This window comes from Pseudoalteromonas sp. 11L1, from assembly GCF_055397545.1.
This window is the reverse complement of the sequence record NZ_AP041141.1, coordinates 172,673-193,553: the sequence shown is the minus strand read 5'-3', so window position 1 is coordinate 193,553 and position 20,881 is coordinate 172,673. Positions and strand designations below refer to the sequence as shown.

The window sequence follows — 20,881 nt, the reverse complement described above, 5'->3', positions numbered from 1 at the left end:
TGTTTTTATAGCATAAATAGCAATTAAATAATTAGTTATAGTTCATTTAATTGCGCCAAAAAATGCTTAGTTCGTTCAGGGTCGTTAGTAAAAATGCCATCAACACCACAGGCAAGCATCAGTTTAATATCTTCAACTTCATCTACGGTGTAGGCAAACACCTGTAAGCCGCGCAGTTTGGCATCGTCAACAAACGACTTGTTCATAAAGTTTTTGTCAACATGAATGCTAAAGGCCTGTAAGTCTTCAGCAAACTTCGCATACTGCAATGGAATTGATGCAGTAAGTGCGCCAATTTTAAGCCAAGGCAAGCGGTTCTTTAGCCAGTGTAGTTGATGATGATTAAATGATGAAACTAAAATATTGTCTGCTGATATCTTATTTGCAGTAATATTCATTTCTAGTTGGGCAGCAAACTTTTCTAGTTCAAAAGTATGTTTTAGCTCTAAATTAAGTAAGGTTTGGTTGCTATTCCAGTCAATTAGTTGTTGTAGGGTAGGCACTTGCTCACCATTTCCCGCATCAAATTGTTGAATTTGCTGAGCGCTTAGGTCGCACACTTTACCTTTACCATTAGTAGTTCTATCTAGATAGGTATCATGAATAATCACGTAGTCATCAAGTGCGCTTTGTACATCAACCTCAATGCCATCTACATTTGCTTTTAACGCCGCCATAATAGCGCTATGTGTATTTTCAGGAAAGTGTGTGCTTGTGCCTCTATGAGCAAATATTTTCATGGCTGCTTTTTCCGTGAGATTGACCAAGTTTCAAAGCACGCAGCACTAACAATCAGTGCGCCACCAATCAGGGTCATCACTGATGGGCGTTCGTGCAAAATAATTATAGCCAGTATTGTGCCATAAAGGGGTTGTAAGCAAGAAATCAATCCAGCGGTCGCTGCTGATAAATGTTTTAAACTCGCTGCAAATAACGAATGCGGCATCGCAGTAAACACCACACCGGCAATAAGTAGCAATATTAAATCAGTATCATTAATTTGTGTTATGGGTACTTCAATAAATGCACATAGCATTAGGCTTGCCACTAACGTTTGATAAAACATGGTTTGCGGTCCACCATACTCGCTAAAGTAGCGTTTATGGGTAATATTACGAAGAGCAAAAAACAACGCTGATACCACCCCCGTCAAAACACCTAAAGTAATGTCATCGCCTAAATTAACGTTAGGGATCAATAAATAAATACCAATAATCACCACCACAGCGCTTATTATATCTTTTGCTTTGGGCTTACTTTTATTAAATAGAGGCTCTAAAAATACCGTAATCACGGGATAGGTAAAAAAAGCTAACATGCCCACGGTAATTCCCGCCAATTGCATGCCTGCAAAGTAGGTTACCCAGTGAATACCTACGGCAACGCCTAATAAAATGGCAATCACATAATCTTTGGCGTGATGCAGCTTAATTGGTTTTTTTTGCAAAGTCAGTAGCACACAAATTGCCACCCCAGCGATAGCCGCGCGATAAGCGGTAATATCTAATGCATTCAAACCAATTAGCTTTGCGAATAAGGCGGTGCCGCCAAATAAAAGGACGGCAATATGTAAGTAAATTAAGCTTTGTTGTTGGGACTGCACGAGATTTCCTTGTCACTTTTTTTGGCTATATTAGCATTGCTTTTACACTCAGAAGATGAATTTTTCTATTTCATGACAAATGTCAGCCAAGTTAATGACACTTCACACTCTTATATATTTTATCTAATGGCATAGTTATTTTACTTATATTGGAGGGTGTTATGAATTCCTTAATTTTAATAAGCTTAAGCATTAGCGACTTTGTAGAAACACTAAGTTTAACTGCGACTTATGAAGATTGTTTTATGTTCGCATTCATTTTTATGTTATTAATATTTATTAATAAAAATAGTGCTATAAACAAAAACAATAGGCCAGAGGTATTAGTATGAGTTCGCTAAGTAGCTTTTCTCAACAAACGGATAAAACGTTTTGGAAGTATGGCCATTTAATTTTTACCGGCTTTTATTTATTGCCATTAATTATTAATTTTGACCAATTTACAAAAAGCCAAATGAGCCTATGTTTAGCTTTTTATATTGCTTTTATTATTTTGTACATAAAAGCAATTAACTGCAATAACACAAAAATTACCCCCTTATTTTTAGCCTTGCTCGCCATTTGTTTTAGCGCCACTTTTTTCACCTCTGGCACACCTACTTTGTATGGTTTTGTTGCTTATGTGGCAGGGTATAGTTATACCCAAAAGCAGCGGTATTATGCCGCATTAGCCATTATAGTCGCGCTTTTTGCAAGTTCGTATTTAAGCGATATAGGAAAGCTTCAGTACTTTTTGGCTGTGGCATTAATATTATGTGCCGCCTTATTTAGCTATGGGATTGCAGCAAAAAGAGAGCGCGAACATAAAAAGCGCGAACAAGAAAGCGCAAAGCAATTAGAGCAACTAGCAGCCATTGCTGAGCGTGAACGCATAGCCCGAGATTTACATGATATTTTAGGTCACTCACTGTCATCAATAGCTTTAAAAGCTGAACTTGCGAATAAACTAAATCAAGGTGAACGATACGCGCAGGCTAATAACGAAATAGCCCAAGTAGCAGATCTTGCAAGACAGTTACTGAGTGATGTACGAAACGCGGTAAGTGATTTAAAGCAGCTCAACTTAAACAGCCAAATAACACAGCTAAAACAAACACTCAAAGAGCAAGGCTTTAACATAAAATTTAACGTTAATTTAGCGACGTTACCTGCCAAGGTTGAGGGCATTGCGAGTCTTATTATTAAAGAGTCAGTGACTAATTTATTACGCCATAGCAGCACAAAAATCGGTTCTATTAATATAGAACAAACAAAGCGGCAATTACTTATTGCCGTTATTGATAACGCGCCATGCACCACATTAAAAGCGGGAAATGGTTTAAATGGCATTAAAGAGCGAGCAGAGCAATTAAACGGCAGTGCAAAATTTACCTGTGGCGATACATTTACTTTAAACGTTGTACTGCCATTAAGTGCTGAGGATTTAAAATGATCAAAGTATATTTAGTTGAAGATCAAGCGCTGGTGCGCGACGCAGTTGCCGCTTTATTAAGCCTCGACTTTAATATTGAGGTAATTGGTCAAGCATGTAATGGGCGAGATGCGTTAAATGAAATCAGCGCGCTTAGTAAAGACTTACATCCAGATATCATTTTAACGGATATAGAAATGCCAAGCATAAATGGCATTGAGCTTAGTGAGCAAATAGCCGCTAAATATCCTGCAATTAATATGGTAATTATGACCACTTTTTCACGTGCTGGTTATATTAGGCGCTCTTTGAATGCGGGTGTTAAAGGTTTTATTTTAAAAGAAGCACCCAGCGAAGAGCTAATAAACGCGTTAAAAAAAGTAATGCAAGGGCAAAAGGTGATTGACCCAGAACTTGCCATTAATGCCCTAGACGATGCCGACCCACTCACAGATAAAGAGCGTAAAGCCTTAAAGCTTGCATGTGATGGCTTAAAAACCAGCGAAATAGCTAAGCAGCTCTATATAAGTGAAGGGACAACGCGTAATTATTTATCTGATGCGATTGCAAAGCTCAATGCCACAAACAGGATAGATGCAGCGCGTATCGCTCGGCAAAAGGGATGGTTATAAATAACTTCTTTAATGATTACAAAAATAGGCACTTTATAAATTTTATACAACGTATTACTATTCAGTGCATAACTATAAAAGTAACGAAAAGTGCTAAAAGCGCAGCTAAATGCACTCAAAGAGGCTCGAATGACCGCATTAATAAAAATTACCACTGAGCAAAACGTGGCAATACTTACCATGAATACCGCTGAAAACCGCCATAACCCTAGTTTTATAGCTGAACTTAATCAACACTTAGATAGCATAGAAGCCAATGGCGATATTAACGCCGTAGTATTAACCTCAAGCAGCGATAAAAGCTGGTCATTGGGAATAGATTTACAGTGGATGGCAAGTTCAGATAACACGCCTGCAGTTATTGCCGATTTTATGAATTCGATAGGGCAGTTATTTAAACGCATAGTGACGTTTCCTATGCCTATCATTGCTGCACTAAACGGTCACACTTATGGTAATGGCTCGGTGTTGGCATGTGCCTGTGATTTTCGGTTTATGAAATCGGACAAAGGCTTTTTCTGCTTTCCTGAAGTTGATGTACTGGTACCGTTTGTACCGTCTATGTTTCCGATTATTAATAAAGCGATTAATCCTCAATTTTTTAACCGCTTAGCTATGACTGGCGAGCGTGTTGACGCGCATAAACTGCTACAACAAAATGTGGTAGAAGCGATTTTTGCTGATGAGCAAGCCTTGCAAACGGGTGCGTTAGAGTTTGCGCAAAGCTTTAATAAAAATCGTTGGATATACGCTCAAAACAAAACCCAAATGAACAAACCAATACTCGATGTTATGGCTGCACAAGATTCGGCTTTTATTGAACATATCAGCACGCTATTGTGGAAGAAACTACAGCAAAAGTAAGCTGTTTTTATAAAAGTGAGTAAACATCAGCACAGCTAATTTACTCACTTTTATGTGCATTAATTAAGTAGGTGTTAAGTGTTATTTAGCTACATTGCTACAAAATGCAAAAGCTAATAACGCTTTATTAAAAGTTTAATGGCTTTTACCTGTCTCATTTCGAGTATATGAGTTAAAATGCTTACATAACCAACTAACAAGATAGTGAATGTCAAACCAAGATCCAAATCTCAGTCGAGAACAAGAAAAGTACGAAAACCCAGTCCCTAGTCGTGAGTTTATACTTACTCACCTTCAAGAGCGTTCAAAACCTGCTAATTACACACAGTTATGTGAAGAACTCGCAGTCAACGATGAAGAACGACAAATAGCATTTAAGCGCCGACTTCGTGCCATGGAGCGCGACGGGCAATTGTATTTTAATAAATTTAAATGTTATGCCCTGATTGACGAAGCCGGTTTAACCAAAGGCAAAGTTGTCGGTCATAGAGACGGTTTTGGCTTTTTAGAAGTTGAAGGCGAGAGCAAAGACTGGTTTATTGCTAAGCATCAAATGAATATGGTGCTACATGGCGACATTGTTCTTGCGAAAGGCACTAAGCGTGGTTCAGGCTCAAAATGCGATGCCCGTATTATTAAAGTGCTTACTAATGAGCGAGCGCCTATTGTTGGCCGCTATTTTGTTGAGCATGGTATTGCTGTGGTGGTTGCTGAAGATCCGCGCATTACTCAAGATATTATTATTTTACCGGGTAACGAAAAAGGCGCACGCCACAACCAAATGGTGCAAGTGCAAATAACTCAAAATCCAAGCCGCAATATGAATGCGGTAGGTAAAGTGATTGACGTACTGGGCGAGCATTTAGCGCCGGGTATGGAAATTGAAGTTGCGCTGCGTAATCACGATATTCCACACGTGTGGCCTGAAGAAGTTGAGCAGCAAGTTGCCCACTTAGGTGAATTTGTTGAAGAAGCCGATAAGCAAGGCCGTGTTGATTTACGCGGCTTACCACTTGTCACTATTGATGGCGAAGACGCTCGCGACTTTGATGACGCTGTTTATTGTGAACCTAAAAAGTCAGGTGGTTGGCGTTTATGGGTAGCCATTGCCGATGTATCCCATTATGTAGGTATGAACACGCCGCTTAACAAAGAAGCGATAGAGCGCGGTAACTCAGTGTATTTCCCTGAGCAAGTTATTCCAATGCTGCCAAAAGTATTGTCTAACGGTTTGTGTTCGCTTAACCCTAAGGTTGATCGCCTGTGTATGGTTGCAGAAATGACCGTATCGCAAGAGGGTAAGCTGTCGGGCTATAAGTTTTACGAAGCACTAATGAATTCGCATGCTCGTTTAACCTACACCAAAGTAAATGCCATTTTACAAAATGACGAAAAGCTTTGTAAAGAATACGCAGCTGTAGTGCCACATTTAACTGACTTACAGCAAATGTACATGGCATTAAAAGCAGCACGCCAAGAGCGTGGTGCAATTGAATTTGAAACACTCGAAACCCGTTTTGTATTTAACGCACAGCGTAAAATAGAATCTATTGTGCCAGTTATTCGTAACGATGCGCACAAGCTGATTGAAGAATGTATGATTTTAGCCAATGTATCGGCGGCTAAATTACTTGAGAAACACGAAGCAAGTGCGTTATTTAGGGTGCATGATGAACCTGATAGCGAAAAACTGGGTAACTTTACTCAGTTTTTAACTGAGTTAGGTATTGAGAGCACGCTAAGCGATGAACCTACCCCGAAAGAGATCACTCAAGTGTTGGCTCGTTTAGGGGATCGTCCTGAAGCTGAGCTTATTCAAACTATGCTACTGCGCTCAATGAAGCAAGCGGTATATCAGCCAGATAACATAGGTCACTTTGGTTTAGCATTATCGGCCTACGCACACTTTACCTCGCCAATTCGCCGTTACCCAGATTTAGTGGTACACCGTGCAATCAAAGCGGTATTAAAAGCGCAAGGTCAACAAACCTCAGGTGAATACGCTTACAGCGATGATGAAGTCGATCAACTTGGTGAGCAGTGTTCTACCACTGAGCGCCGTGCAGACGATGCCACCCGTGAAGTAGCCGATTGGCTAAAATGTGAATACATGCAAGATCATGTAGGCACGGAGTTTAACGGGGTTATTTCATCGGTTACTAATTTTGGTTTATTTATTCGTTTAGATGATTTGCAAATTGATGGATTAATTCATGTTACCAATTTAGGTGATGAATACTTCCAACATGATGCGGCTAAACATTGCTTGGTGGGTGAACACACACATACGGTTTATCGTTTAGGCGATAAAGTAACTGTACAAGTTGCCTCGGTAAGCTTAGATGATCGCCGAATTAACTTAACGCTTAAAGGCGATGTGGCTCAAGATCGTTATGCGCGTCGTCGTGCGCCAAAAAAGAATGCCCCAGCAAGCGTTCGCTCGCAACTTAAAGCCGGTAAAATACCGGGTAAAAAGTCAGCAAGCGACAGTAAAAAACCAAAAGGTGGAAAAAAGCCTGCAAGTAAAACTAAGGCAGCGGGTAAGTCTAAAGTAAAAGCGGATGACACCACCGCGAAGAAAAAAACCAAAAAGAAAGCGGTCAAAAAGCCTAAAAGACCAGGTAAAAATGCCCGTAAACGTAGTAGCCCAGGAGCAAACAATTCGTGAGTAATGAATTAATTTTTGGCTTTCACTCTGTTGAAGCAATTTTAGCAAAAGAGCCAGAGCGCTTTATAGAAATATACGCCCTTAAGGGACGTGATGATAAGCGTTTATCGCCTGTGATTGAGCAAGCGCGTCAGTTTGGTATTTCAGTACAGTTTATGCAACGAAAAGCGCTTGATAACAAAGCGAAAGATGAACAGCATCAAGGCATTATTGCCAACGTAAAAGCGGCGCGAGTGTTTAATGAGAAAGATCTCGATGAGATCATTGAACGCGAAGACACGCCATTTTTACTGGTGCTTGATGGCATTACCGATCCGCATAATTTAGGTGCTTGCTTACGTAGTGCCGATGCAGCGGGCGTACATGCGGTGATTGTTCCTAAAGACAAATCAGCAAAGCTTAATGGCACAGCACGTAAAGTAGCCTGTGGCGCAGCAGAAACGGTACCGCTTATTCAGGTAACTAACCTTGCACGTACATTACGTGAAATAAAAGACGCGGGTGTTTGGGTTGTAGGTACTGCCGGTGAAACCGACACACATGTATTTGATGCCAGCTTAACAGGCCCAATGGCGATTGTGATGGGTGCTGAAGGCGAGGGCATGCGCCGCTTAACGCGTGAGCATTGTGATGTGCTCGTTAAAATCCCAATGGCAGGCACGGTTTCAAGTTTAAATGTATCGGTAGCAACCGGCATTTGTTTATTTGAAGTGTTACGCCAGCGCGCAGAAACAAATTAAGCCTAAGCTAATCACATAGGCATTAAAAAGCCGAGATTGATTATCAATCTCGGCTTTTTTGTACTTTTAAGTTAGCGCTTTATTAAAAGCTGTAAGAGTAACCCATTTGTACTGAGCGTGGCTTACCAGGTTGAATACCGCCATTTGCGCGATTAGCAATGTAGGTTTTATCAAATAAGTTATCAACGCTTAGGTATACTTTTTGATTTTCATCAATTAAGTACTTAGCAGCTAAATCCCATACAACACGGCTATCAATCGCATTTAAGCCTGAGTCAGAAAGGTCAGCATGTGCATCCGATACGTAACGTATTTGGCTGTTAACAACAAAGTTATTCACTTCGGCACCAAACGATAAAGCAACTTGGTTTTCTGGTACGTAAGGCATTGCATCGCCTTTTTCTACAGAGCCCCAAATTTCTGAATCAAATGTGTTTTTAAACTCTGAATCAGTGTAGGTGTAAGTCAGTTTAACTGGGAACGCTACTGATGCAGTATTAAACGTACGACCAGCGCTAAATTCAAAGCCTGATACTTCTACTTCACCGTAGTTGTATTGGTCGCCAATGTTGTCGTCGCTACAACCTACTGATGCGGTACAGTTACCATGCATGTTGTCGTAATCAGAGTAGAATGCAATCACTTCACCGTTAAAGCCGTTTGCATTAAAACGAGAACCAAATTCAATATTGATACTTTCTTCTTCGTCTTGGTCAGCATTGCCTGGCGCTGCGGGTGCATAGCCTTTTTGAATACCGGCAAGTAGCGTCACGTTATCGTTAAGTGTGTAAGTAGCGCCTAATGACGGTACTAAAATTTCAGTATCGTTTGAAATATCCTTCGTTAAGCCTTGGCTACGAGTTGGATCTGATTTCGCCCACTCTTCACGGGTAATAGTAATGTCTTCATAACGCAGACCTGCGCTCACTACTAATGCATCCATTGTCCATTCGTCTTGAATAAATAGGGTGCTTGCTTTTGCGCTGTCTAAGCGATTGCTATTAGAGCCAGGTGCGCCTTGTGAGGTAAGAGTCATGCTTAAATCTTGATTAAGCGTGTATTTGTCTTCCCACTGGAAACGATCCATTTCGTCTTCGTGGTAGCGTACGCCAACCGTAATGTAGTGATCGCCCGCTGGAATGTGTAATTCAGATTGCACACCTTTAGCTTGGTAGTCGCGGTTGTTAGCTTTAACACCGATGTTTTCGATACCCTCAGCCGTTGGGTTTGCTTCAAATTCACTGTATTGCTCAAGGTAGCTTTCGCTTACTTTACTGGCTTTGTACCAGTTACGGTGGAAGTCATTTAGATAAGCGGTTGCTAAAAATTCGTAACCTTCACCAAAGCGATATGCATAGTTTACTTGGTATGCATTATGACGGGTGTTCATCTCATCATTTTGCGATGCCGCATAACGACGGTTAGGGTTTTGTTGGTAATCGGCATCAGTTAAGCCCATGTAGGTTTCGTCTGATGTTTCTTCAGAGTACTTAGCTTTAAACTCAATATTGTGGGCATCGTTTTCACCAAAGGTATGGCCAAATTTTACCAGTACGTCATTTTTTTCAAAACCAGTGTTGTCATCGCTTACTGGTAATTCTTTAAAACCATCAGCGCCGTAAGAAAACACTTCAATTAAGCCTGCTGTGTTATTTTTTTCTTTAGCGAAGTAAGCGTGACCTTTGTAGTAACCATCACTACCAAGTGCCGCGTCAACCATACCCATAGAGCTATTTGCTTCAGTTGGTAAGCTGCGAGAAAGTAAATTTAATACACCACCCGTGGTGCGCGGGCCATATTTAACAGAGGCAGCACCTTTTAATACTTCAATAGATTCCATACGACCCATAGTTGGGAAGTAATAAGCCGATGGTGCAGAGTAAGGAGCCGGTGCAACGAGTACGCCGTCTTCCATTACTGAAATTTTATCGTTACGGCCAGTACCTGTGCCACGCATACCAATGTTAGGACGCAGACCATAGCCATCTTCTTCTTGCACGTATACACCTGGTACAGATGCTAATACGCGAGAAATATCGGTAAATTCGAATTTTTGCAACTCTTCATCAGAGATAAATGTAGCAGACCCTGGAATATCGTTAATTGCTGCTTGTGAGCCAATAACGGTAATTTGCTCAAAATTGCGTTCAACGCCGCCGGCATCTTTTGCCATTGCTGTAGCACTTAAAGACAGCGCTACGGCTGCAGTTAACGAGGAAACTAAAAATTTATGTGACATTGATTACCCTAAAAATAGTTCAACTACTAAAATTGGCGTAATTTAAACATGTTAACGAATGAGAATCAATATTATTAAGTTTTAGTTATATTTACATTTGCCGTAAAAATACGCTATTTTTATAACATTTTTAACTAAGTGTTTATTCTAATCTTATAAAATTAGGATAATGTATTGGCTGGTGGCGGTTAATTTAACCTGAACTCTGTGTGGGATAGATTTATTATCCAGAGTTCAGGTTATTTAAGCAGTGGGATAGCCTAAGCGCAGCTTAATAAATTCGGCGAGTTTAAATACCGCGTTTTCAGGTTCGCTGGCGGTTTTTACTAAACTAATACCTATGCTACCAAGCGCAGGTAAATGTTTAGTGTGTAAGTGATAGGCTAAATCGTTAGGTACGGTACTTTTTGCGAGCATTGTTATACCTAAGCCTTCTTTTAATGCGGCAATTAAACCGGTTAAATCGGCATTACTGTAAACAATACGATATTTAATGCCTGCTTTTTCAAGCGCCTGAGTTGCTCTGCGTCGATAAATACAGCCCTCAGGGGCAGTCACTAAGGTTACGGTTTCATTTTGTGCCAGTGATAGGTCGCCCACCCACACTAATTGGTCTTGAATAAAAATAGGGAATTTTTCTGAGTCTAGTTGCTCGTTAAGCGCTAACACTAAATCAAATTGATCTTGGCGCTCATCAGAGAGTAGGTGTTTACTTAAACGTGATTTTACTTCAAGTGATACCTCGGGGTAGAGCGCCACAAAATCGCCAATAATGGAGGGCAAAATACGCGCGGCAAATTCGCTAGGGATCCCCAAGCGCACTTTACCAGTTACACTTTCTGAGGTGAACAACTGCAAAATGGCATCGTTATGCTGCACCATTTGCTTTGCCATCGGCAGTAATAACTCGCCATATTGGTTGAGCACTTGTCGTTGCCCCTGCTTTTTAAATAATTTATAGCCGAGTAAGTCTTCTAAGCGTTTTACTTGTAAGCTCACCGCAGGTTGCGAAAGGCCAAGTAAATCGCCTGCTTTGGCAAATCCACCAACCTCAACCACCATAACAAAAGTTCGTAAACTGTCGGTTGAAATATTTTTCATATTTAAAATTACTATTTATATGGCTATATATATAAGTATTATTTATCAATTGATAAGTAATTACAATTTGTTGTTGTAAGGCTTGCGCAATATACTTTTGCTATTAAAGATTGATAGGTATTTGTTATGACTTTTAACCCGATTATGTTTGCCCGCCATAGCAACGCTAACAGCGCGGTTATAAATGCCTTACAAGCCGATAGCAGTCACGTTGTTATTGACTTTAGTGGTAGTGAAGCATCGGTATTTTTAAGTGCTATTTTAGGTCATGACCTCACCAAACTTACCGCTAGTGGCTTTGGCTTTAAAGGCACACTGGATGGCGATTTAAATTCTGATTTTAGCTACGCCGTTTACTACTTTAGCGAAACCGCCTTTCGATTTGTACTTCCAGTTAATGCTAGCCTGCAATTACAAGCGCTCATTAACGAGCAACAGCTTAGATACGATATAGACTTTGTGGTACGCACCGACTTAGCGACCTTTACTTTAAAAGGCGACAATGCATTTGATACCTTAGTTGAGGCATTTAAACTAACCCCAGGGTTACGCCTTGCTGACGCGCAGCTTTGCTATGGCGCGCAAAGTGGAGACGTGTTTGTTACTGCAGTAGATCAAAACAACGAACAGCAGTTTATTGTTATTGCTAAAACGGCCACGCTTGATAAGTGGCAACAGTATATGCAGCAACAGGGCTTTAGTGTTACCAACACTCAAGCAGCCTAACGGGTAAAAAGTTAAAGATTACAATTTGGTAGGCTTATTAATGGCTACCATGTTATTCCCCCTCATTTAATTGAGGCCACGCCCACACACATGGGTTAATTTAAAAGTGAAGGAATATTATGACTTCTAAAACAGTATTACATGCAAAGCACCTTGAAGCCGGCGCAAAAATGGTTGATTTTCATGGCTGGGAAATGCCAATTAACTACGGCTCACAAATAGAAGAACACAACGCCGTACGTAACGATGCTGGTATGTTCGACGTATCACACATGACCATTGTTGATATTCAAGGTGAGCAAGCACAAGCGTTTTTACGCAAGCTAGTAGCAAACGATGTTGCTAAGTTAACCGTACCAGGTAAAGCGCTTTACACAGGCATGCTTAACGAGCAAGGCGGCGTAATCGACGACTTAATTATTTACTACTTTAGCGAAACATTTTATCGCTTAGTGGTTAACTCAGCGACCCGTGAAAAAGATTTAGCACATTTGGCTAAGGTATCGAGCGATTTTGCTGTAACGGTTACTGAGCGCCCAGAATACGCCATGATTGCAGTTCAAGGCCCTAATGCACGTGCTAAAACAGCCCAGGTATTAAACGCAGATCAGCAAGCTGCAGTAGAAGGCATGAAGCCATTTTTTGGTGTTCAAGCCGGTGATTTATTTATTGCTACAACAGGTTATACTGGCGAAGACGGTTACGAAATTGTAGTACCAAACGAGCAAGCCGCCGATTTATGGCAGCAATTGCTTGATGCCGGTGTGGCGCCAGCGGGCTTAGGTGCGCGCGACACACTGCGTTTAGAAGCAGGTATGAACCTTTACGGCCTAGATATGGACGAAAGCGTATCACCACTGGCAGCTAACATGGCATGGACTATTGCATGGGAGCCAGAAGATCGTGACTTTATTGGTCGTGATGTTTTGGTAAAACAACGTGCAGAAAAAAGTACTCACAAGCAAGTAGGTCTTATTCTTGAAGAAAAAGGCGTACTACGCAGTGGTTCTAAAGTAATTGTTGATGGTGGCGAAGGTGTTATTACATCTGGCACATTCTCACCAACATTGGGCTATAGTGTTGCATTAGCACGTGTGCCACGTTCAACCGGCGACACAGCTCAAGTAGAAATGCGTAAAAAATTAGTTAACGTAAAAGTAGTTAAGTCGGGCTTTGTACGTAACGGTAAATCAATAATCTAAATAATTTGGTTATACCAATAAATAGGTCACCCTCATTTATTGGTATTCTCCCAATCTAAACCAAAGGATGAAAAAAATGAGCAATATCCCTAGCGAGTTAAAATACGCACCTTCACACGAGTGGGTTCGTAACGAAGGCGACGGCACTTACACTGTTGGTATTTCTGAGCATGCGCAAGAGCTGCTTGGCGACATGGTATTTGTTGAATTACCAGAAGTAGGCGACGAAGTAGATGCTGGCGAAGACTGTGCAGTAGCAGAGTCAGTAAAAGCGGCATCAGACATTTACGCGCCAATTAGCGGTGAAATTGTTGCCATTAACGAAGAGCTAGAAGATGCGCCTGAAACAGTAAACAACGACGCATACGGCGACGGTTGGTTATTCCGTATTAAAGCGTCAGAAGAGCCTGAGTTAGATAACTTATTAGACGCTGAAGGTTACGCGCATACAATTGACGAAGACTAATCGTTAATTAATAAAAGCCCCTCTATGTTAAAACATTGGGGCTTTTATGATTAAAGCGCTTATTTTTCCATACAAAGTAAGCAGCTAAATCATCACATATTTTAATCAATACTAGTTACCCATTAGTATTTGGATCATAGGAATCTGGACACATGTCAAACGCCAAATCTCTTGAACAATTAGAGCAAAAGCAAGATTTTATTCGCCGCCATATTGGGCCAAGCCCAGCGCAAGTAAACGACATGCTTAGCGCTCTTGAAGTATCGAGCGTTGAAGAGCTGATCGGTCAAACTGTACCTGCTGGTATTCGTCTTGAGCAAGGTCTTAATATCGGCGAAAGCCGCACCGAAGTTGAAACACTAAGCTACTTAAAATCAGTAGCAAGCAAAAATAAAGTTTTCAAATCGTATATTGGCCAAGGCTACCACCCAACTCACGTACCGCACGTAATTTTACGTAACGTACTTGAAAACCCGGGTTGGTACACAGCGTACACACCGTATCAGCCAGAGATTGCACAAGGGCGTTTAGAGTCACTATTAAATTTCCAGACTATGACCCTAGATATTACCGGCCTAGATTTAGCAAGTGCCTCACTGCTTGACGAATCAACCGCTGCAGCCGAGGCAATGGGCCTTGCAAAACGTGTATCTAAAGCTAAAAAAGCCAATGCGTTCTTTATTGCCGACGACGTACACACGCAAACCATTGACGTAGTGAGCACCCGTGCAGAGCAATTTGGTTTTGAAATTATTGTAGGTAAAGCAGCCGATGCTGTGAACCACGATATTTTTGGTGCGTTATTCCAATACCCGTCAACATCAGGCGAAATTGTTGACATAACAGACCTAATAGCTGGCGTACAAAGCAAAAAAGCGATTGCCTGTGTAGCAGCCGACATCATGAGCTTATTACTATTAAAAGCACCAGGTAAATTAGGCGCCGACGTAGTACTGGGTTCAGCACAGCGTTTTGGCGTACCTATGGGTTACGGCGGTCCTCATGCAGCATTTTTTGCAACACGTGATGCGTACAAACGTTCATTACCAGGTCGTATTATTGGTGTATCAAAAGACCGTTTAGGTAACGATGCATTACGTATGGCAATGCAAACCCGCGAGCAACACATTCGCCGCGACAAAGCCAACTCAAACATTTGTACTGCGCAAGTATTACTAGCGAACATGGCTGCGTTTTACGCGGTATACCATGGTCCGCAAGGCTTAAAAACCATTGCACAACGCATTCACCGTTTTGCTGATATTTTAGCAACTGGCTTAAAAGCAAAAGGTGTGGCACTTAAGCACACTACTTGGTTTGACACATTAACAGTGGTTGATGAAAACAAAGCCAACGTTATTGCGCGTGCTGTAGCTAAAGGTGTTAACTTTGCTACTAACCATGCAGGTGAATACTCAATTTCAGTATCAGAAACCACAACCCGTGCAGACGTTGCCCAGTTATTTGATATTATTTTAGGCGAAGGCCATGGCCTAAGTGTAGATGCGATTGCCGCTGATGTTGAAGCAAATGGCAGCGACTCTATTCCTGCAAGCCTAGTGCGTGATGATGAAATACTAACGCATCCAAACTTTAACAGCTATCACAGCGAAACAGACATGCTTCGTTATATTAAGCGCCTTGAAAACAAAGATTTAGCGCTTAATCATTCTATGATCTCGTTAGGTTCATGTACCATGAAACTAAACGCGACCGCTGAAATGATCCCAGTTACCTGGCCTGAATTTGCAAACCTTCACCCATTCTGCCCGCTAGACCAAGCAGAAGGTTATCAAGTAATGATTAACGAACTACACGATTGGCTAGTTAACATTACCGGTTACGATGCCGTTTCATTGCAACCAAATTCAGGTGCACAAGGTGAATACGCAGGCTTAATCGCCATTCGTAAATACCACGAGTCACGAGGGGATGCGCACCGTAACGTATGTTTAATCCCAAGTTCTGCACACGGTACTAACCCAGCATCGGCACAAATGGCCAGCATGAAAATTGTGGTTGTTAACTGTGATAAAAACGGCAACATCGATATGGAAGACTTAAAAGCGAAAGCTGAAGAAGTCTCTGAAAACCTATCATGTGCCATGGTAACGTACCCATCTACCCACGGTGTATACGAAGAAACGATTCGTGAGTTATGTGAAATTGTTCACCAGCATGGTGGCCAAGTTTACATGGATGGCGCAAACATGAACGCGCAAGTAGGTGTTACTAGCCCAGGCTTTATTGGCTCAGACGTATCGCACTTAAACTTACACAAAACCTTCTGTATTCCACACGGCGGCGGTGGCCCAGGTGTTGGCCCAATTGGTGTTAAATCGCACCTTGCGCCATTTATGCCAAACCACAGCGTAATTAACGTACCAGGTACTAATGAAGGAAATGGTGCAGTATCGGCAGCGCCTTACGGCTCTGCAGCTATTTTACCTATTTCATGGGCTTACATTGCCATGATGGGCTCTGAGGGCTTAAAACAAGCGACAGAAATGGCGATTGTAAATGCTAACTACTTAAGCAATGAGCTAAGCAAGCACTTCCCAATTTTATACCGTGGCCGTAATAATCGCGTTGCTCACGAATGTATTATTGACCTACGCCCATTAAAAGAAGCCTCAGGCATTACTGAAATGGACGTTGCTAAGCGCTTACAAGATTATGGTTTCCACTCACCAACAATGTCGTTCCCAGTAGCGGGCACATTAATGATTGAGCCAACTGAATCTGAGTCTAAGGGCGAGATTGACCGCTTTATCGAAGCGATGGTATCGATTAAAGGTGAAATTGATAAAATCATTTCAGGCGAATGGTCTATCGAAAACAACCCATTGGTATTTGCACCGCACACACAAGCTGATGTGTTAGGTAATGAATGGGACCGCGCGTATGACCGTTTTTACGCTGCATTCCCAGTACCAGCGGTTGCTAAAGATAAGTTCTGGCCAACGGTTACACGTATCGATGACGTATACGGCGACCGTAATTTAGTATGTGCATGTCCTCCGATTGAGACATACCGCGACTAATTTTTTGAAAAAATTTCCATTGTAGAGTGGGATTTATCAAAATTATAAAAGCCGTTGCAGCAATGCAACGGCTTTTTTGTGCGTGGTGATTCGCCATAAATTATATGGGGTAGGTTGGGTAGAGTGAAACGAAACCCAACGATTTTCCAATATCATTACCATCTCTCAAGCACGTAAATATGTATTGTTTGTAGGTCGCTCTTTAGGCATGTGTGATTTAACACAGGAATAATAGGTATCACCGTAGGCGCTGAGCTTGCTGGCGTGCGTGGTTTGTAGGTTGGGCTTTAGCCCAAAAAGTTGTATCACCTTGGCTGATTGCTTTTATTGCTAACTTTTGCCTGGATAAATCCGTGACCTAAATTAGAAACCTTATTCAAGGTTTTGTCGCGCTGGCGACGGCAGCCAAAGAGGGATCGATTTTCAAATTGATTCTGCTGCACGTAATTCATCCCTGAAGCTGGGTTACTGTCGGCATCCATGCGCGATATTACTCATCAATTGCTTATTTTCAGGGCGTGATGACGGGGAAGGGTGTTAAACATGAGATTGGTGTTTGGTCTTGGTAACATACTGTTTCACCCCTAAACTTTTCGTCTTTGTAGGTATGAAGCTGACTTCAATACTTAGAGTCTTAGATTTTAGTATTTTATTTATAACTGTTCTTTAAATAACCGGAAACTGTTATCTACTTTACAAAGCTCTTCAACTGATTTTTTTCTTGTTTTTTTGTTAAAAAAATTCTCAGTTAACTTATCATAATTCTCGTAGTTTTTATCCATAAGCCGTTTCTTTCCTTGTACTCTGCGAGTAAACGATATTAGTTTATCATTTTTTGCTAATTCTGAGGCTAACTTTACTTCTCCACTGTTGATATCAGTTACCCTAGGTAAATTTTTGCTATGATGTTTAAATAGCCAAATTTCTAAGGAGTGGACTGTAATTGCAAATATGATTCTGTCACTATTATTATCATAAAAACCAGTCTCTCCAGAATTTATTTGCTGAATGAGTCTATTTTTGACTTTTTCAAAAATTTCAATAGGACATTTGAGGGCTTTTCCATTTTCGTCTCTAAGGTCAACATCAAACCCTTTTAAATAAGCGACATCAGTATCTATTTGAATAACCACATTTTTAACAATGGAAAGGGATTGTCTAAATTTATAGTTTTTTATGTATTCAAAAACTCTGAGCCAACCAGCTTCTTGGTTACTATCAGTAGCTCCGCCTGGCTGTAATTGAGTGATTGATTCAAACAAGTCACAGTTATCATAAATTCCACACAGCATATTCTCAATTGCAGCATGATCAGTAGGCCCCTCACAAATTAATCCAAACTGCATTAAAATCCCCTTGGAAGGCCACCAATGAAGCCTTTTATCATTGCTTCAGATAGCAGCATTAGCTCATCGTTAATTTTTGGCATTTGTTTTAGGGTAAACTCCTTTGCAGTAGTTTGACCTTTCTTTTTCCTAGATACTATAAATAGTTTTTCTTCTTTACTCGAAAGGTTAATCCCATCTAAAGTCGCAGGGTTATGAGTTGTTAAAAAAAGTTGTTTGTCATATTTTTTAGCTAGTTCACTAAGGTAACTTGTAATTTTAGTGCATAGTTTCGGGTTTAATGCAGCATCGATATTATCTATAGCGAAAATTTTTGGAGTATCTTTTGAAATAATTAAAGCCATATAAAAAAGTACATATAAAAACCCTTCATTTGCGCTTCTTTGAGTTATCGCAACGGGTAAGAATTTATCTTGAATATATAACTCATCTTCAGCTAATTCGGGTTCATTATCCAGATCCATAGATTTATACCACCCCATTAATTTTAGACCTTTTTCTAGATCCTCAAAAGATTCAGGCTGTTTAACATACAACTCCCGTAGTAATTTGAAAAGCCCTTCGCCATGTATTCCAATAGGCCTAATAGATCCTTCTTCTTTTAGATTTCTTAATTGCTTATTTTGTGGTGAATATATAACAAAGTTTTTTAAAGGAGATAGTTGCTTGTTAACATCACTCTCAATACTTCCAAAAACATCAGTGATTTCCTCAAATTTCTTTCCAAAATCACCAGCTTTGAATTCATCTAATTGCTTTTCAAAATCTTCATCTTTAAACAATTCTTTAAGTTTATTAAACTTAGTATCGTTAAGAAGCTTTGATATCATATTAAATTGCTCATAGTGTCTCGCAAGTTCACTCTGAGAGAAGCTTTCTTCATTACTGTCTATAATGGTATCTGTTTCAAGCTTCCATTCAGAGTAAGTTTCATTTTCATTATTAATTATATATGTGCGACCAGCACCTTGCGCATCAATATATACCTTCAGTTCTATTGGTGTATCAGAGTTGCTTTTAGAAAAATTTGAACGCATCAATTGAGGAGTTGAAACTCGAATGCCGCGATTTTCAAGAAACTCGGTATCTAGCTTGTTGGCTTCTGCCGCTGCTACGAAAGTTATAGCCTCTAAAATTGAGCTTTTCCCGCAACCGTTTTCACCAATGAAAATATTGAGTCGACCGAACTCTAATTTTAACTTCTCAACAGATTTAAAATTCTGAATATCAATACCATATAACATTATAATCAGCTTCCAAGGTTATTGCTTTAATTCAAGTTTACCATATAGTGACGATAATAAGATAAATTACAAGTACGACTCTCTAGTTTTTAAAAACCAAAGAGGTCACCCATTAGAAAGTTCCGGTCAAGCAGGCAGCTGAATTTGAAAGGGGTCAAATCTTGACTTCAGACATTAAAAATAGATAAATCAGAATGGGTGGCATTATAATTATCTTAAATTTTAATAGCCTCTGTCGGCGTTGTTGATAATCCACTAAAATATTTCATTATTAATTTCCCTTTGCTATTTTTTTCAATGACTAAATAGTTATTTGAATTAGGGTAGTAAAAACTATTTTTAGACATGGGAATTAGCTTTATCTTATTTCCACCTGTGCGCTGAGAATATAAAACGTCATTTTCATAAATTAGGCTGCGAGAAGTATTTTTATTAATACGGTAATCGCCTAAAACGGGTGATAGTTGCTGCGCTGTTACATTTACGCTTTTAAATTTTGGTAGTTCTATACCTAGTACTTTTGCTGTGAGTTTTTCGTTTATAAAAATAGGGTTTATATGGTTTGAATTAGCGAGTACAGCTACGTATAGTTTTTGCTCGGCTATATAGCGTGCATGTGCTAAAAAGCCATTTATTCCGCCGGTGTGCTTAATTACCGTATAGTCATTAAAAGGCTTAATAACTAGGCCGTAACCGTAGGGTGAAAAACTGCCGTCGTTGAGTTTAAAAGGGCTGGCCATCTTCTCATAACTTGCTTTACTAATAAGCTTGCCAGACGATAATGCACTAAACCAAATGTTTAAGTCAGTTGGAGTTGATATAAGCGCCCCTGCGGCATAGGGCCAATCCATATTAATATAACTTGTGTTTATAAAGCCTTGCTCTGTTTGTTCATATCCAGCTGCGCGATGAGGAACAAGCTTTTGCCCTTCGTAGCTACTTTGTGTCATCCCCAGTTTTTTAAAAATATATTGTTCAACGAACTCCTTATAAGATTGCCCACTTGCTACTTCCACTATTTTACCAAGTAGTGAATAACCTGTATTTGAATAAGCCATTGCTTCGCCTGGTTTAAAAACCATAGGGTGCTTGGCAAAACGCGCTAGCGTATCATCAACACTTGCAGGTACTTGTATTTCTTTATCGAATAGGTCGTCGTCATCGGTATAATTTGCTATTCCCGATGTGTGGGTCAGTAAGTTTTCTATTGTGACGAGGTTACCCTCAGTAGGAAAGTTTGGAACATACTTATGAATATCGTCAGAGATTAATAATTTATCTTGCTCTTGCAACATCATAATTGCAGCAGCGGTAAACTGTTTTGAAATAGAACCTAACCGTAAAACACTTTGATTGGTAAGTGCAATGTTGTGTTCAAGGTTGGCAAGCCCTCGGGTTCCTTTAAAAACAGTTTTTCCATTTTTACTTATTATCACCGACACACCAGGCTCACTGGCTGAAAGGGTATCATTAAGGATTTGTTGGTACTGTAAAGCTGTAGGCTCTGCTTTAGCTTGGTTGGGTATTAATAGAGTAAGAGCTAATAAGCAGCCTGTGTAAAATGGCTTAATCATGTTCATCCTTTAATTTTTTAT

General features: G+C 40.3%; 16 protein-coding genes. 9 read left to right on the top strand and 7 right to left on the bottom strand.

The features are described 5' to 3' along the window. Window positions 1-35 precede the first annotated feature (35 nt). On the bottom strand, window positions 36-740 hold the full coding sequence (locus tag ACZ5WS_RS00870) for a glycerophosphodiester phosphodiesterase (protein ID WP_010390735.1): 705 nt from the start codon (window positions 738-740) through the stop codon (window positions 36-38). Continuing rightward, window positions 737-1,603, bottom strand: coding sequence for a DMT family transporter (locus tag ACZ5WS_RS00865; RefSeq protein WP_138608053.1), 867 nt, complete (start codon window positions 1,601-1,603; stop codon window positions 737-739). The genes ACZ5WS_RS00870 and ACZ5WS_RS00865 overlap by 4 nt, the downstream gene beginning before the upstream one ends. 328 nt (window positions 1,604-1,931) lie before the next feature. Between ACZ5WS_RS00865 and ACZ5WS_RS00860 the strand changes: the two genes are divergently transcribed. The 5 genes from ACZ5WS_RS00860 (at window position 1,932) to rlmB (ending at window position 7,918) form a co-directional block, all read left to right on the top strand. Further along, entirely contained in the window at window positions 1,932-3,035 is a 1,104-nt protein-coding gene (locus ACZ5WS_RS00860; protein WP_198522543.1) for a sensor histidine kinase, read from the top strand. After that, a complete protein-coding gene (locus ACZ5WS_RS00855) occupies window positions 3,032-3,646 on the top strand; it encodes a response regulator transcription factor (protein WP_464710044.1) in 615 nt (204 codons plus the stop codon). Before ACZ5WS_RS00860 ends, ACZ5WS_RS00855 begins: the two co-directional genes overlap by 4 nt. 129 nt (window positions 3,647-3,775) lie before the next feature. Further along, on the top strand, window positions 3,776-4,510 hold the full coding sequence (locus ACZ5WS_RS00850; protein ID WP_464710042.1) for an enoyl-CoA hydratase/isomerase family protein: 735 nt from the start codon (window positions 3,776-3,778) through the stop codon (window positions 4,508-4,510). Window positions 4,511-4,718: 208 nt separating this feature from the next. Then, entirely contained in the window at window positions 4,719-7,178 is a 2,460-nt protein-coding gene (gene rnr, locus ACZ5WS_RS00845; protein ID WP_464710040.1) for a ribonuclease R, read from the top strand. Then, a complete protein-coding gene (gene rlmB, locus ACZ5WS_RS00840) occupies window positions 7,175-7,918 on the top strand; it encodes a 23S rRNA (guanosine(2251)-2'-O)-methyltransferase RlmB (protein ID WP_008112440.1) in 744 nt (247 codons plus the stop codon). Before rnr ends, rlmB begins: the two co-directional genes overlap by 4 nt. An 82-nt stretch (window positions 7,919-8,000) precedes the next feature. On the opposite strand, the gene ACZ5WS_RS00835 is transcribed toward rlmB, so the two are convergent. Both ACZ5WS_RS00835 and ACZ5WS_RS00830 read right to left on the bottom strand, forming a co-directional pair. Then, window positions 8,001-10,157, bottom strand: a complete 2,157-nt coding sequence (locus ACZ5WS_RS00835; protein WP_464710039.1) for a TonB-dependent receptor family protein — start codon at window positions 10,155-10,157, stop codon at window positions 8,001-8,003. 243 nt (window positions 10,158-10,400) lie between these two features. Further along, entirely contained in the window at window positions 10,401-11,258 is an 858-nt protein-coding gene (locus tag ACZ5WS_RS00830) for a LysR family transcriptional regulator (protein ID WP_464710036.1), read from the bottom strand. Between the two features lie 126 nt (window positions 11,259-11,384). Between ACZ5WS_RS00830 and ACZ5WS_RS00825 the strand changes: the two genes are divergently transcribed. The 4 genes from ACZ5WS_RS00825 to gcvP all read left to right on the top strand — a co-directional run bounded on the left by ACZ5WS_RS00825 (window position 11,385) and on the right by gcvP (window position 16,696). Beyond that, on the top strand, window positions 11,385-11,984 hold the full coding sequence (locus ACZ5WS_RS00825) for a hypothetical protein (RefSeq protein ID WP_008465326.1): 600 nt from the start codon (window positions 11,385-11,387) through the stop codon (window positions 11,982-11,984). Window positions 11,985-12,103: 119 nt separating this feature from the next. Continuing rightward, complete coding sequence (gene gcvT, locus ACZ5WS_RS00820) at window positions 12,104-13,186, top strand: glycine cleavage system aminomethyltransferase GcvT (protein ID WP_008112433.1); 1,083 nt, start codon at window positions 12,104-12,106, stop codon at window positions 13,184-13,186. A 76-nt stretch (window positions 13,187-13,262) separates the two neighbouring features. Further along, complete coding sequence (gene gcvH / locus ACZ5WS_RS00815; RefSeq protein WP_138608047.1) at window positions 13,263-13,652, top strand: glycine cleavage system protein GcvH; 390 nt, start codon at window positions 13,263-13,265, stop codon at window positions 13,650-13,652. 152 nt (window positions 13,653-13,804) lie between these two features. Beyond that, entirely contained in the window at window positions 13,805-16,696 is a 2,892-nt protein-coding gene (gene gcvP / locus ACZ5WS_RS00810; protein ID WP_464710031.1) for an aminomethyl-transferring glycine dehydrogenase, read from the top strand. 653 nt (window positions 16,697-17,349) lie between these two features. On the opposite strand, the gene ACZ5WS_RS00805 is transcribed toward gcvP, so the two are convergent. The 3 genes from ACZ5WS_RS00805 to ACZ5WS_RS00795 all read right to left on the bottom strand — a co-directional run bounded on the left by ACZ5WS_RS00805 (window position 17,350) and on the right by ACZ5WS_RS00795 (window position 20,860). Next, on the bottom strand, window positions 17,350-18,042 hold the full coding sequence (locus ACZ5WS_RS00805; protein ID WP_464710029.1) for a hypothetical protein: 693 nt from the start codon (window positions 18,040-18,042) through the stop codon (window positions 17,350-17,352). After that, window positions 18,042-19,286 carry an AAA family ATPase gene (locus ACZ5WS_RS00800; protein ID WP_464710028.1) on the bottom strand — a complete coding sequence of 415 codons (1,245 nt, stop codon included), beginning with the start codon at window positions 19,284-19,286 and terminating at the stop codon, window positions 18,042-18,044. Before ACZ5WS_RS00800 ends, ACZ5WS_RS00805 begins: the two co-directional genes overlap by 1 nt. A gap of 215 nt (window positions 19,287-19,501) precedes the next feature. Then, complete coding sequence (locus tag ACZ5WS_RS00795; RefSeq protein WP_464710026.1) at window positions 19,502-20,860, bottom strand: serine hydrolase domain-containing protein; 1,359 nt, start codon at window positions 20,858-20,860, stop codon at window positions 19,502-19,504. Between the last annotated feature and the right edge of the window lie 21 nt (window positions 20,861-20,881).

Excerpts from the sequence above, each read along its gene's own strand:
- ACZ5WS_RS00795 (WP_464710026.1), bottom strand. The coding sequence starts at position 20,860 with ATGATTAAGCCATTTTACACAGGCTGCTTATTAGCTCTTACTCTATTA.
- gcvT (WP_008112433.1), top strand. The coding sequence starts at position 12,104 with ATGACTTCTAAAACAGTATTACATGCAAAGCACCTTGAAGCCGGCGCA.
- ACZ5WS_RS00835 (WP_464710039.1), bottom strand. The coding sequence starts at position 10,157 with ATGTCACATAAATTTTTAGTTTCCTCGTTAACTGCAGCCGTAGCGCTG.
- ACZ5WS_RS00850 (WP_464710042.1), top strand. The coding sequence starts at position 3,776 with ATGACCGCATTAATAAAAATTACCACTGAGCAAAACGTGGCAATACTT.
- ACZ5WS_RS00870 (WP_010390735.1), bottom strand. The coding sequence starts at position 740 with ATGAAAATATTTGCTCATAGAGGCACAAGCACACACTTTCCTGAAAAT.
- ACZ5WS_RS00805 (WP_464710029.1), bottom strand. The coding sequence starts at position 18,042 with ATGCAGTTTGGATTAATTTGTGAGGGGCCTACTGATCATGCTGCAATT.
- gcvP (WP_464710031.1), top strand. The coding sequence starts at position 13,805 with ATGTCAAACGCCAAATCTCTTGAACAATTAGAGCAAAAGCAAGATTTT.
- gcvH (WP_138608047.1), top strand. The coding sequence starts at position 13,263 with ATGAGCAATATCCCTAGCGAGTTAAAATACGCACCTTCACACGAGTGG.
- rnr (WP_464710040.1), top strand. The coding sequence starts at position 4,719 with ATGTCAAACCAAGATCCAAATCTCAGTCGAGAACAAGAAAAGTACGAA.
- ACZ5WS_RS00800 (WP_464710028.1), bottom strand. The coding sequence starts at position 19,286 with ATGTTATATGGTATTGATATTCAGAATTTTAAATCTGTTGAGAAGTTA.
- ACZ5WS_RS00860 (WP_198522543.1), top strand. The coding sequence starts at position 1,932 with ATGAGTTCGCTAAGTAGCTTTTCTCAACAAACGGATAAAACGTTTTGG.
- ACZ5WS_RS00825 (WP_008465326.1), top strand. The coding sequence starts at position 11,385 with ATGACTTTTAACCCGATTATGTTTGCCCGCCATAGCAACGCTAACAGC.
- ACZ5WS_RS00830 (WP_464710036.1), bottom strand. The coding sequence starts at position 11,258 with ATGAAAAATATTTCAACCGACAGTTTACGAACTTTTGTTATGGTGGTT.
- ACZ5WS_RS00855 (WP_464710044.1), top strand. The coding sequence starts at position 3,032 with ATGATCAAAGTATATTTAGTTGAAGATCAAGCGCTGGTGCGCGACGCA.